At 71.4% G+C, this 12865-nt stretch carries 9 protein-coding genes; 2 read left to right on the top strand and 7 right to left on the bottom strand.

The features are described from left to right. Positions 1-99: 99 nt before the first annotated feature. The 3 genes from V7E46_RS28585 to V7E46_RS28575 all read right to left on the bottom strand — a co-directional run bounded on the left by V7E46_RS28585 (position 100) and on the right by V7E46_RS28575 (position 6100). Positions 100-2301 carry a hypothetical protein gene (locus tag V7E46_RS28585; protein ID WP_333771120.1) on the bottom strand — a complete coding sequence of 734 codons (2202 nt, stop codon included), beginning with the start codon at positions 2299-2301 and terminating at the stop codon, positions 100-102. 301 nt (positions 2302-2602) lie between these two features. Continuing rightward, positions 2603-3688, bottom strand: a complete 1086-nt coding sequence (locus tag V7E46_RS28580) for a sugar ABC transporter substrate-binding protein (protein ID WP_333771118.1) — start codon at positions 3686-3688, stop codon at positions 2603-2605. Positions 3689-3880: 192 nt separating this feature from the next. Then, the gene (locus V7E46_RS28575; protein WP_333771117.1) at positions 3881-6100 is read right to left on the bottom strand and encodes an NADP-dependent isocitrate dehydrogenase; all 2220 of its coding nucleotides are present in this window, start codon (positions 6098-6100) and stop codon (positions 3881-3883) included. 226 nt (positions 6101-6326) lie between these two features. On the opposite strand from V7E46_RS28575, the gene V7E46_RS28570 reads away from it, so the two are divergent. Continuing rightward, complete coding sequence (locus V7E46_RS28570; protein ID WP_329171965.1) at positions 6327-7169, top strand: MIP/aquaporin family protein; 843 nt, start codon at positions 6327-6329, stop codon at positions 7167-7169. Here V7E46_RS28570 and V7E46_RS28565 read toward each other — a convergent pair. Beyond that, positions 7094-8182 (bottom strand): LacI family DNA-binding transcriptional regulator, encoded by a 1089-nt coding sequence (locus V7E46_RS28565; protein WP_333771116.1) that lies wholly within the window; start codon positions 8180-8182, stop codon positions 7094-7096. The genes V7E46_RS28570 and V7E46_RS28565 overlap by 76 nt on opposite strands. 246 nt (positions 8183-8428) lie before the next feature. Between V7E46_RS28565 and V7E46_RS28560 the strand changes: the two genes are divergently transcribed. After that, positions 8429-9982, top strand: coding sequence for a glycoside hydrolase family 43 protein (locus tag V7E46_RS28560; protein ID WP_333771115.1), 1554 nt, complete (start codon positions 8429-8431; stop codon positions 9980-9982). A gap of 12 nt (positions 9983-9994) precedes the next feature. Here the strand turns inward: V7E46_RS28560 and V7E46_RS28555 are convergent, their stop codons facing one another. From V7E46_RS28555 to V7E46_RS28545, 3 genes are read right to left on the bottom strand one after another with little or no spacing between them, the layout of a single operon-like run. Continuing rightward, positions 9995-11011: an NAD(P)/FAD-dependent oxidoreductase gene (locus V7E46_RS28555; protein ID WP_333771114.1), complete on the bottom strand. Its 1017-nt coding sequence runs from the start codon at positions 11009-11011 to the stop codon at positions 9995-9997. After that, a complete protein-coding gene (locus tag V7E46_RS28550) occupies positions 11008-11520 on the bottom strand; it encodes an isoprenylcysteine carboxyl methyltransferase family protein (protein ID WP_333771113.1) in 513 nt (170 codons plus the stop codon). Before V7E46_RS28550 ends, V7E46_RS28555 begins: the two co-directional genes overlap by 4 nt. 10 nt (positions 11521-11530) lie before the next feature. After that, a complete protein-coding gene (locus V7E46_RS28545) occupies positions 11531-12583 on the bottom strand; it encodes a type III polyketide synthase (protein ID WP_333771112.1) in 1053 nt (350 codons plus the stop codon). Positions 12584-12865: the final 282 nt, after the last annotated feature.

Here is a 12865-nt window from a genome sequence, read left to right as displayed (position 1 = left end):
CCCCCCCCCCCGCCCCCCCCCCCCCCCCCCCCCCCCCCCCCCCCCCCCCCCCCCCACCACGCGGGAGTTCACCAGGTCAGCTGCTGATCAGGCCCGGCTTCACGGGTAGTTGACGACGTTGCTGGGGGTGGTGTTGGAGGCGGTGACCGCTCCGGTGTCGTTGATGACGTGGGTGATGGTGCCCACGCCGCCGAGCGAGACGGTCAGCGCGGAGTGGAACTTCACGCCCGAGACGTTGGGCACCTCGAAGGCGTGGTAGTTGTTCACCGCCGGGTTGACGTTGAAGTAGCAGTAACTGCCGAGTCCCCAGGCCTCATGGGTGGTCACATTGGCGCCCACCTTGTAGGCCGCGTAGCCGTTCTGGCCCGCCGGGTTCTTCCAGGCCGCCTGGTTGGGCGGGTCGTACGGGTTCTCGTTCTGGAAGAAGATCGTCTTGCCGCCCTGGCCGTTCCACACCACCTCGTACTTCTGGTAGTGCTCGACGAACAGGCCGGTCGCCAAGACGTTGTTGCCGTTGACGGTCAGGCCGTTGTCCGCGGTGTTGCTGGTCCAGCCCACGCCGCTGCCGTGGTCGGCTCGCCAGGCCCAGATGTGGTCGATGATCGCGTTGCTGCTGTTCACGATCAGGCTGTTGGTGGCCTTGCCCGCGACCTGGCCGCCGATCCGGAAGAACACGTCCTGGATGGTGGTCGGGTTGGCCGCGTGGCTCGCGGACGAACCGGACGGGCCGACCGTGAGCAGCGCCTGCGAGTTGGTGGTGCCCGCGTCGAACAGCAGGCCCTTGAGGCGCACGCCGTCCACGTCGGCGACCTGCATCGCGTTGACCCCGTTGTCCGGGATCAGCGTCGGGTAGCCGATGCCGAGGATGGTGGTGTTGGCCTTGGTCACGTTGAGCGTCTGGTTCAGGTGGTACACGCCCGGGGTGACGAAGAGGTTGCAGCCCTGGGAGAGGGCGTTGTTGATGGTCGCGGCAGTGTCGCCGGCCTTGACGACGTAGAACTGGCTCATCGGCAGCGAGCTGCCCGGGGTGCTGCCGCCGGCCCAGCTCGGCCCCGAGGCGTTGGTGCGCAGCGAGGGCAGGAAGACCCGGTATTTGCCGCTGCTGTCGACGTAGAGGTAGGGCACGTCACGGGAGACCGGGGTGGTGGCCAGGGTGGTCTCCGGCGGGTTCGGGAAGGTGTTGCCCGGGGCGCCGTTCACCCCGGAGAAGACCATGTTCCACACGCCGCCCGCCCAGCTGCCCAGGTTGCTGTCCCGGGTGTACCACTGCTGCTGCGAGATCGAGGAGGTCTCGCCGCTGACCTTGGTGTCGGCGATGTAGCCTCCGCTGGCGTAGCCGTAGCTGGCCGGGTAGAGCTGGAGGTTGCCGTGCACGTCGATCCGGCGGAAGGGCGCGGCCTGGGCCACGGCCCAGCGGTCGCTGCCGCCGCCGGGGTTGATGGCCAGGTTCTCCGCGGAGCGCCAGAAGTTCTGCGTCGCGTTGCCCGCGTCGGAGGCGTTGAAGGCGTCCACGGTGATGTTGCCGTTGAACGTGACGTCGTCCGGGTTCTGGCCGAGGCCGGCCACCGAGGTGTAGAAGCCGACGTTGTCGTTCACGTTGTACGTGCCCGGCTTGAACAGCTGCGCCACCCGGTTGTTGCTGAACTGCGCGGTGGCGGTGTCCTTCTGCTGGTTGAACTGGGCGTCGAGCTGGCTCTGGATGGTGGCGGCCGACATCGACGGATCGTATATGTGGACGTTCGAGCCGAAGTTCGGGGTGTCCGACTGCGTCGGGCAGTTCCCCGGCGGCGGGGTGGTGGAACCGCCGGTGCTGCCCGTGGTCGTCCCGGTGCTCGTGCCCGTACTGGTCCCGCTGCTCGTCCCGGAGCTGGTGCCGGCACTGGTGCTGCCGCCGCTGCCCTGGGTGTACGTGTACTGCGAGCTGTCGTACTGCGGGCCGTTCTTGGTGTACGTGAACGAGTACGTCAGCACGGTGCCGGCCGAGATCGGCGAGACGGTGTACGTCCAGCTGCTGCCGGACGCAGCCATCTGGACGTTCTGCTGGCCGCCGGCGCCCACCTGGTAATGGATGATCACATAGGTGGCGGGCGACGTCGGGGTGAAGGTGACCTTCGCCTGGGTGCTGCTCGGCTCACTGACGCTCTGGGTGTAGTCGGAGGCGTCCGCCGAGGCACTGCCGATGGTCCCGATCAGGCCCAGCAGTCCGGCGAGGACCAGGGCGAAGGCGGCGAGCAGGGCGACGGGCCGCCGGTGGAGGCGTGACCGGTGCCCGGTCCGGCCTGGGGGGAAGGTTCTGCGCATGAGTGGAGTCCTTTCCCTGGCTTCGCGAAGTGAACGCCAGGTCAGCGCGGATGTGGGGGTGTAGTCGCGCTCAGCACTGCACATTTCAGGCCACAGCTCGGCTATGACCCTTTGATTCAGCCGATTGAAAACGCTCTCAATCTGCGGATCAGGGATACCCCTGATCCGTAAGGCAGTGTCAAGGGGCCATGGCGAGCCGTCAAGAAGTTGAGCGGGATTCACGCGCCGAACGCGTTCCCCCCGCTCCTGTCCCCCGGTTGCGAGCGCCGGGCCGGCCGGCCGCGGCCGGCCCGGTCCCGGCCTACTTGATTCCGTTGTCCGCGCAGGCCGTGGCGTAGTCGGCGGTGCAGATCTGGGCGACGGTGTACGTACCGTCGGCCAGGACGGTGTCCTTGATGTTGTCCTTGGTCACCGAGACCGCGTTGAGCAGCTTGGAGGGCACGTCGTCGCCCGAGCCGCTCTTCTTGGTGGTGTCGGCGATGGACTTGAAGTCCTTGTTCTGCAGCAGGTCGACCGCGATCTCCGCGGCGCTCTCGGCCTCCGGCTTCGCCGCCTTGTAGACGGTGGAGCTCTGGTCGCCGACCAGGATCCGCTGGATCGCCGCCAGGTCGGCGTCCTGACCGGTCAGCGGGACCTTGATGCCGGCGCCCTTGAGCGCGGTGGCGATACCGCCGGCCATCGTGTCGTTGGCCGAGTAGACGCCCTTGATGTTGTTCTTGCCGACCGAGGTGATCGCCGCCTTGACCTTCTGGTTGGCGACGGTGTCCTTCCACAGGCCGGACTGCTCGTAGGCGATGGTCACCTTGCCGTCCAGGGCGCTGTGCGCGCCGGCCTTGAACTCGGCGGCGTTGGGGTCGGCGTCGTCGCCGTTGATCATCACGATCTTGGACTGCGGGGTGGCGTCCGAGCCCATCGCCGTCAGCAGCGCCGAGCCCTGGAGTTCTCCGACCTTCTTGTTGTCGTAGCTCACGTACGCCGAGACGGGTCCCTCGGCGAGGCGGTCGTAGGCGACGACCTTGATGCCCTTGTCCACCGCGGCCTGGACGGACGACTTGATGCCGACGTAGTCCTGGGCGTCCAGGATCAGCACCTTGACGCCCTTGGCGACCATGGTGCTGACCTGCTGCGCCTGCTTGGCGGCGTCACCACCGGCGTTGTCGTACTGCACCTCGCAGTCGGAGCACAGCGCCTTGATCTTGTTGGTGATCAGCGGCCTGTCGAACCTCTCGTACCGGGCCGTCACCGTGTCGGGCAGCAGCAGACCGATGCTCTTGCTGGTGCTGTCGTCCGAGGACTTCTTGTCGCCGGCCTTGCCACACGCGGCCATGGTCAGCGCCAGTGAGATCACAGCGCCTCCCACGACAAGACGGCGCGATATCGCGTTCATTGCGGTGGTGCCTCCCCTGAGAGGGCCGCCACGACGCGGCCCAAGTGCGGGTGAGTCAACTCGTCTGGCGGCCCGCACGTCAAGAAGAAAATCATCGAACCGGTCACTCCATGGAACACCGTCACCCCGGCGCGGTGACGGTCCGGCCGGGGTGACGGGCGTGTTGCCGGGGCCGTTGCCCCGGGCATTCGATCAGGCGAGCGAGCCGATGGCCTGGTTGAACGCGGCCGAGGGGCGCATGACGGCGGCGGCCTTGGCGGGGTCGGGCCGGTAGTAACCGCCGATGTCGACCGGCGATCCCTGGACAGCGATCAATTCGGTAACGATGGTCTCCTCCTGCTCCGCCAGCGTCTTGGCGAGGCCGTCGAACGCCGCCGCGAGGGCCGCGTCGTCGGTCTGCGCCGCCAGCTCCTGCGCCCAGTACAGCGCGAGGTAGAAGTGGCTGCCGCGGTTGTCGATGCCGCCGAGCCTGCGGCTGGGCGACCGGTCCTCGTTGAGGAAGGTGCCGGTGGCGCGGTCGAGGGTGTCGGCGAGGATCTGCGCCCGCGCGTTGCCCGTGGAGGCGGCCAGGTGCTCGAAGCTGGCGGCCAGAGCGAAGAACTCGCCGAGGCTGTCCCAGCGCAGGTAGTTCTCCTTGACCAGCTGCTGCACGTGCTTGGGCGCCGAGCCGCCGGCGCCGGTCTCGAACAGGCCGCCGCCGTTGATCAGCGGGACCACCGAGAGCATCTTGGCGCTGGTGCCCAGCTCCAGGATCGGGAAGAGGTCGGTCAGGTAGTCGCGCAGCACGTTGCCGGTGACCGAGATGGTGTCCTCGCCGCGGCGGATCCGCTCCAGGGAGAAGGCGGTCGCGGCCTGCGGCGTCATGATCTCGATCTGCAGCCCGGCGGTGTCGTGCTCGGGCAGGTACTGGCCGACCTTGGCGATCAGGTTCGCGTCGTGGGCGCGGCTCTCGTCCAGCCAGAAGACCGCGGGGCTGCCGGTGGCGCGGGCGCGGGTGACGGCGAGCTTGACCCAGTCGCGGATCGGGACGTCCTTGGTCTGGCACATCCGGAAGACGTCGCCGGCGCTGACGGCCTGCTCCAGGACCGCCGCGCCGCTGCCGTCGACCACCCGGACGGTGCCGGTGACCGGGATCTCGAAGGTCTTGTCGTGGCTGCCGTACTCCTCGGCGGCCTGCGCCATCAGGCCGACGTTGGGCACCGAACCCATGGTGGCCGGGTCGAAGGCGCCGTTCGCGCGGCAGTCGTCGAGGACGACCTGGTAGACGCCGGAGTAGCTGCTGTCCGGGATCACCGCGAGGGTGTCGGCCTCCTGGCCGTCGGGACCCCACATGTGGCCCGAGGTGCGGATCATGGCCGGCATCGAGGCGTCCACGATGACGTCGCTGGGCACGTGCAGGTTGGTGATGCCGCGGTCGGAGTCGACCATCGCCAGCGCGGGGCCCTCGGCAAGCTCGGCCTGGAAGGACGCGGTGATCGCGGCGCCGCCGGGGAGCGACTCCAGGCCGTTGATGATGCCGCCGAGACCGTCGTTCGGGGTCAGCCCGGCCGCGGCGAGCGCGGCGCCGTGCTCGGCGAAGGTCCTGGGGAAGAAGGCCCGTACGACATGGCCGAAGATGATCGGGTCGGAGACCTTCATCATGGTCGCCTTGAGGTGCACGGAGAACAGCACGCCCTCGGCCTTGGCCCTGGCCACCTGGGCGCTGAGGAACTCGCGCAGCGCGGCGACCCGCATCACCGAGGCGTCCACGACCTCGCCGGCCAGCACCGGCACCGACTCGCGCAGCACGGTGGTGCTGCCGTCGTCGCCGGCCAGCTCGATGCGCAGGGCGCCGTCCGCGGCGATGACCGCGGACTTCTCGGTGCTCCTGAAGTCGTCGGCGCCCATGGTCGCCACGTTGGTCTTCGACTCGGGGGTCCAGGCGCCCATCCGGTGCGGGTGGGCCTTGGCGTAGTTCTTCACCGAGGCGGGGGCGCGGCGGTCGGAGTTGCCCTCGCGGAGCACCGGGTTGACGGCGCTGCCCTTGATCCGGTCATAGCGGGCGCGGACGTCGCGGTCCTGGTCGGTCTTCGGGTCGTCCGGGTAGTCCGGCAGCGCGTAGCCCTGCTGCTGGAGCTCGGCGACGGCCGCCTTGAGCTGCGGGATCGAGGCCGAGACGTTCGGCAGCTTGATGATGTTCGCGCCCGGCGTGCCGGCCAGCCGGCCCAGCTCGGCCAGCGCGTCGTCGATCCGCTGCCCCTCCTCCAGGTACTCGGGGAAGACGGCGATGATCCGGCCGGCCAGCGAGATGTCACGGCTCTCGACCGTGACGCCGGCCGTCGAGGCGTACGCCTCGATCACCGGCAGGAACGAATACGTCGCCAGGGCCGGCGCCTCGTCGGTGTGCGTATAGATGATGGTCGAGTCAGCCACCGGTTACTCCGCTCCAGTTTCCAGCATTGCAAACATTGCTTGATATCAAGATATCCCGTTCCTGTCAGGACCTCGACGACGGGGCGCGCGCCGCGGGTCCGGCGGACGGCCTAACCCCGCGCGCCACGGCTGCCCACACATGTTTCGGTGGAGCAATCACGTACCGAAACGGTGCAGAACCGAACAAGCCACAGCCGGCTGTGACGGCCGGCGGGAAGCGGTAGCCATGGCGACACGTGTACGCGGCTCGGGGCTGATCGGGGAGATGCTCGCGGAGTTCGCCGGCACCATGATCCTGATCCTGATCGGTGCCGGTGTGGTGGCCCAGGTGGTCGCCGGCGGCGACCTCACCTCGCCCAAGGGCGGTCTGGGCGGCCACGACTCGATCGCCTGGGCCTGGGGCCTGGGCGTCACGCTGGGTGTGTACGTGGCCGCCAGGCTCTCCGGTGCCCATCTCAATCCCGCGGTGACGCTCACGCTGGCCGTCTTCAAGGGCTTCACCTGGCGCAAGGTGGTGCCGTACTGGTTCGCCCAGTTCCTCGGCGCCTTCGTCGCCGCGCTGATCGTGCGGTGGAACTACAGCGAGATCCTCGGCCACGCCGACCCCGGGCACACGATGAAGACGCAGTTCGTCTTCTCCACGCTGCCCGGCAACGGATCGCTGACCGCCGGGGTGCACGAATGGGGTGCCTTCCGCGACCAGGTGATCGGTACCGCGATCCTGCTGATGCTGATCCTGGCGATCACCGACGTGCTCAACACCCCGCCGGGCGCCAACCTCGGCGCGTTCATCATCGGCCTGATCGTGGTCGCGATCGGTATGGCCTTCGGCGCCAACGCCGGTTACGCGATCAACCCGGCGCGTGACCTCGGCCCGCGGCTGGCCAGCTACATCACCGGCTACAGCACGGCCTGGCGGGACCAGTGGGGCAACCTCTACTTCTGGGTACCGATCGCCGGTCCACTGGTCGGCGGCCTGGTGGGCGGCGCGCTCTACAAGCTCCTGGTCGGGCGCTTCCTGCCGACCGCCGAGGTGGAGCCGGCCGGCCGGGTGCCCGCGTCGGACTGACGCGGCGCGGCGGAGCTCTCCCGTACCACCAGGCTGGTGGACAGCTCCACCCGCAGCACGTCCGGGGTCTGGCCCTGGACCAGTTGGAGCAGCATGTCGGCAGCCGCGGCGCCCATTTCGGCGAGCGGCTGCCGCACCGTGGTCAGCGGCGGCGGTGACCAGCGGGCCTGCGGCAGGTCGTCGAAGCCGACGACGCTCAGGTCGTCGGGCACCCGCAGGCCGTACTGCCTGGCGGCCTCGTAGACGCCCAGCGCCATCTGGTCGCTGGAGGCGAAGACCGCGGTCGGCGGGTGCGCGCCGCCGAGCAGCGCGGAGCCCAGGGCGAAGCCGGACTCGTGCGAGAAGTCGCCCACCCGCACGAGGTTGTCGTCCACCTCGACCCCGGCCGACTCCAGGGCCGCACGGTAGCCGTCGAGCCGGGCCCGGCTGCACAGCAGCGCGGGCGGTCCTGTGATGATGCCGATCCTGCGGTGGCCGAGCCCCAGAAGGTGCAGCACCGCGCTGCGCCCGCCGGCCCAGTTGGTGGCGCCGATGGTGGGGATGTCGAAGGTGGGAACCCCTGCCGGGTCGATGACCACCAGCGGCATGCCCAGCCTGCGCAATTCCGCGTTCAGCCGCGGGGCGGGCTCCGACGTGACCAGGATCGCGCCGTCGGAGTTGCGGGACCTGACGCCGACCAGCCACTGCTGCGCGGACGCCGCCTGGTGGTGCACCGCGGACACCACGGCGCCCACCCCCGCGGCATGGGCGACCTTCTCCACGCCGCGCAGGATCTCCACCGCCCAGGGGCTGTCGAGGTCGTTGAACACCAGGTCGATGAGGTTGGCCCGGCTCGCGGTGCCGGCCGCCCTGCGCCGGTAGCCGTGCTCGGCCAGCAGGTCCTCCACCCGGCGGCGGGTGGCCGCGGACACGTCGCTGCGCCCGTTGAGCACCCGGGAGACCGTGGGCAGCGACACCCCGGCCTCGCGGGCGATGTCGGCGATCGTGACCCGGCCCGCGCTGTCTGCCGCCACCGGTGCCTCCTGTCGCAGTGGGCTCCCAGTCTAGGCAGCGCCCCCGCCCCGCGGAAAAGGCACCGCGCCTTTTCGAACTCCGGCCCGCGAGTGCCGCGCCGGGAGGGTTGACGGAGCCGGACGGCGCTTCTAACGTCACTCAGAAGTTCCGGAAGTGTTCCGCAAGTTTCGAGGCCCAGTACCGGCACGGCCGGCTCATCCGCAGGAGAGCCGCCTCGCCGACCCATCCAAGGACACGCACCACTGATGACCGTCACCGCGCACAACCCGGTCCTGCCCGGCTGCTTCCCCGACCCGTCGGTGTGCCGGGTGGGGCAGGACTACTACCTCGCGAACTCCTCCTTCGCCTGCTTCCCCGGCATCCCGCTGCACCACAGCAGGGACCTGGCGAACTGGCGGCCGATCGGCCACGCGGTGGACCGCGCCGGGCAGGTGGACCTCGACGGGGTGCGGTGGGACGGCGGCCTGTACGCGCCCACGCTGCGCCATGCCGCGGGCCGCTTCCACCTGGTGTGCACGCTGGTCGACGGGCTCGGCTCCGCGGGCAACTTCCTGCTGTCCGCGGACGATCCGGCCGGCGACTGGTCGGACCCGGTGTGGCTGCCGGAGGCGCCCGGCTTCGACCCGTCGCTGTTCTTCGACGACGACGGCTCGGCGTATCTGCTCGGCGCCCGCGAGATCCCGGGCACCGGCGGCAGGACCGAGATCTGGATGCGCGCCTTCGATGTGGCGACCGGCGCCCTGAGCGGCCCCGACCGGGTGCTCTTCCGCGGCGCCCTGGTGGACGCACGCTGGGCGGAGGGACCGCACCTGTACCGGCACGACGGCTGGTACGTGCTGCTGCTCGCCGAGGGCGGCACCGAGTTCGAGCACGCGGTCACCGTGGCCCGCAGCCGGCAGGTCACCGGTCCTTACGAGAACCACCCGGGCAATCCGGTGCTCACCCACCGCCACCTCGGCCAGGGCCACCCGCTGTCCGGCGCCGGGCACGCCGACCTGGTGCGGACGCCCGGTGGCGACTGGTACGCGCTGCTGCTGGCCTCCCGGATGTACGGCGGGCGCCACGCCAACCTCGGGCGCGAGACCCATCTGGCCCGGGTGGAGTGGGAGCAGGGCTGGCCGGTCGTCAACCCCGGCGCGGGGCGGCTCACCGAGCACACCGAGGTCGCGCTGCCCGCGCACCCCTGGCCTGCGGCCGGCCCGGTGGACCACTTCGACGCCGAGGTGCTGGACGCCGGCTGGAATCTGCTGCGGTCCCCCGGGACCGGGGCGTACAGCCTGACCGAGCGGCCCGGGCATCTGCGGCTGCGGCTGCTCCCGCAGACCCTCGCCGAGCAGCACACCCCGGCCTTCGTCGGCCGCCGCCAGCAGCACACCGACTTCGCCGCCGAGACCGCGCTCGACTTCAACCCGGGGTCCCCCGGCGAGGCCGCGGGCCTCGCGGTGTTCCAGAGCCCCGGCCACCACATCACCCTGCTGGCCACTCCGGCCGAGGACGGCCGCACCGTCGTCCGGCTGACCGGGCGCCACGCGGGCACCGACACGGTACAGGCCGAACTCCCGGTACGCCCGGGGCCGTTGCGGCTCGGGGTGCGGGCCAGGGGGCAGGACTACACCTTCTCCTGCACCCAGTCCCCCGAGGGCGCCCGCGACCTCGCCACGATCGACGGCCGCTTCCTGAGCAGCCAGGTCGCCGGCGGCTTCACGGGTGTCTTCCTCGGGCCGTACGCGACAGGGCCCGCGGGCGGCACCGGCCACGCCGACTACGGCTGGTTCCGCTACGGCCCGGCCGCGGGCTGAGGGGCGGCCGGGTCAGGACAGCCGGTGGACGGCGGCGGCGAAGAGCGCGGGGCAGTGGGCCGCAGCGGGCACGATACGGCGGGCGGACCACGGCCGGCCGCGCAGCCACAGCAGCGAGCCGGTGAGCAGCCGGTAGTCGCGCGAGGCCCGGCGCCACGCGCGGTCGTAGTCCTGCGGCCGGTCGGCCACCACGCAGCGCACCAGCTGGTGCGCCGCGGCCAGCGCGACCGCGACGCCCTCGCCGGTCAGCGCGTCGACGTAGCCCGCCGCGTCGCCGACCAGCAGCACCCGGCCCGCCGCCCGGGTACGGACCCGCTGCCGCATCGGGCCCGCGCCGCGGGCGGGTGTCACCGCGTCGGCGGGCAGCCGCTCCAGCAGCCGGGGGAAGGCGGCCAGGTGGCCGGCGAAGGGCGCGCGGTCGCCGGTGAGCACCGCAACCCCGACCAACCGCGGCCCCAGCGGGGTGACATAGGCCTCGGCGCGGGCCGACCAGTGCACCTCGACGCAGTCCGTCCACGGGCGTACGGCGTAGTGCCGGCGCAGCCCGTAGCGGGCCGGCCGCGGGTCGGGTCCCGCGCCGAGCCGCAGCCCGCGCCTGATCGGTGAGTGCAGGCCGTCGGCCGCGGCGAGATAGCGGGCGGTGATCCCGGCCGCGGTCACGCTGTCACCGTCCTGCCGGACCCCGTCGACCCGCAACGGCAGCACGCGCACGCCGAGTTCGGCCGCGGTGGCGGCGAGTGCGGCCTGAAGTTCGGTACGCCGCACCCCGCGCCCGGGACCGGTACGGAAGCGGGCCTCCGCCCGGTGCCGCTCGTCGACGTAGCGGATGCCGTGCAGCGGCTGGCCCGCGACGGTGACGCCGAGTGCGGCCAGCGAGCGGACGGCGGAGGGCATCAGGCCCTCCCCGCAGGCCTTGTCGACCGGCCCGGGGCGCGGCTCGGCGACCACCACCTCAAGTCCCGCCCTGGCGGCGTGGATCGCGGTGGCGAGCCCCGCGGGACCGCCGCCCGCGACCAGCAGGTCGATCACGTGGCCGCCAGGCCGAGCGCGGCGTTCTCGCAGCGCAGCCGGACCGTGAGCAGCCGCGCGTTGGCCAGCGTGAAGCACAGCGCGGTGATCCACGCCCCGTGCACCAGCGGCAGCGCGGCGCCCTCGACCACCACCGCCAGGTAGTTGGGGTGCCGCATCAGCCGGTACGGCCCGCGGTCCACCAGCGGCAGCCCGGGCACGACGATCACCCGGGTGTTCCAGCGCGGTCCCAGCGCGGCGACGCACCACCAGCGCAACACCTGTGCGGCCAGCACGAGTACGAGCATCGGCACGCCGAGCGCGGGGATGAACGGCCGCCCGCCGTAGTGGACTTCGGCCAGACAGCCGGCCAGCAGCCCGGTGTGCAGCAGCACCATCACCGGGTAGTGGCCGCCGCCGTGCTCGGCCCCGCCGCGGGCGAAGCTCCAGGCCGCATTGCGGCGGGCGATGTTCAGCTCCATCAGCCGTTCGAAGGCAACCAGCAGCAGGAGCAGGGTGTACGAGGGCATCAGGCGGTACCTACCAGCGCAGGAGGACGAGTTCGGAACAGAAGCCGGGGCCCATCGCCATCATCAGCCCCGGGCTGCCGGGCAGCGGGCGGTCGCCGGCCAGCGTGTCGCGCAGGATGTGCAGGACCGAGGCGGACGAGAGGTTGCCGACCTCGGCCAGCGAGCGCCAGGTCGCCTCCAGCGCCCTGGCCGGCAGGTCCAGCGTCTCGCGGACCGCCTCCAGCACCTTCGGGCCGCCCGGGTGGCAGACCCACCCGGTCACGTCCTCCGGCTTGAGTCCGTGGTCGGCCAGGAAGCCGCGCACCTCGGGGCCGAAATGGCGCCTGACCAGGTCGGGCAGATCGCTGCCCAGCACGATGCGGAAGCCGTCGTCGCCGATCTCCCAGCCGAGCAGCCGCTCGGTGTCCGGGTACAGCCGGCTGCGGGTCGCCACGACCTCGGGACCCGCGGCGGCCCGGTCCCGGCCGACCGCCACCACCGCGGCGGCGCCGTCGCCGAACAGCGCGCCCGCGACGACGTTGGCCGTCGAGGTGTCGTTGCGCTGGAGCGTCAGCGAGCACAGCTCCACCGAGAGCAGCACGGCGACGCCCTGCGGGCGGGCCTCCAGGTAGTCGTGCAGCCGCGCCAGGCCCGCGGCTCCCGCGACGCATCCCAGCCCGAACACCGGAACCCGCTTCACATCCGGCCGCAGCCCGAGCCGGCCGGCGATCCTGGCCTCGATCGAGGGTGCGGCGATACCGGTGACGGAGGTGGAGATGACGAGGTCCACCTCGTCCGGCCTGATGCCGGCGTCGGCCAGCGCATCCGTGACGGCCTGCTCGCCCAGTTCCTGGGCAACTTCGATGAAGCAGTCGTTGGCCTCGCCGAAGCCGTGCAGTGTCGCGTAGCGCTCCAGGGGCAGGGCGAGGCGGCGCGTACGGACGGCGGACGCGGCGTGCACGCGCTCCAGCACCGCGCGGGCGATCGGGGGCGCCGCGCCCAGGCCCGCGAGTGCTTCCGTGATCTCGTACTGCTCGTACTGATGCGGCGGAAGCACCGCATGCACGGCGCCGATTCGCGTCATTTGGCCAGCATATGTACGGGCCGGGCGAATCCTGACGGCTTAGCCCGGTGTGTCGGCCTCTCGGGCGCCGCCGCCCCCGCCGGTCTGTCCCTGCGGTACGCGCTCGCCCGCGGCCCGGCGGGGGCTTGTCGCGCATGTTCCCCGCGCCCCTGGGGGGTGCCACTTCCTGTGGCGTGCACAGTGCCGCCGCACCGTGGCTGGGCGCGCAGTTCCCCGCGCCCCTGGAGGGGTGCCCTCTGCGGCAGAGGAGTCGAGCCCCCGTAGGGGCGCGGGGAACTGCGC

The organism is Streptomyces sp. IBSBF 2435 (assembly GCF_036815005.1).
Classification (GTDB): Bacteria; Actinomycetota; Actinomycetes; order Streptomycetales; family Streptomycetaceae; genus Actinacidiphila.
The sequence above is the reverse complement of the archived record's forward strand: the minus strand, read 5'-3'. Positions and strand labels throughout refer to the sequence as shown.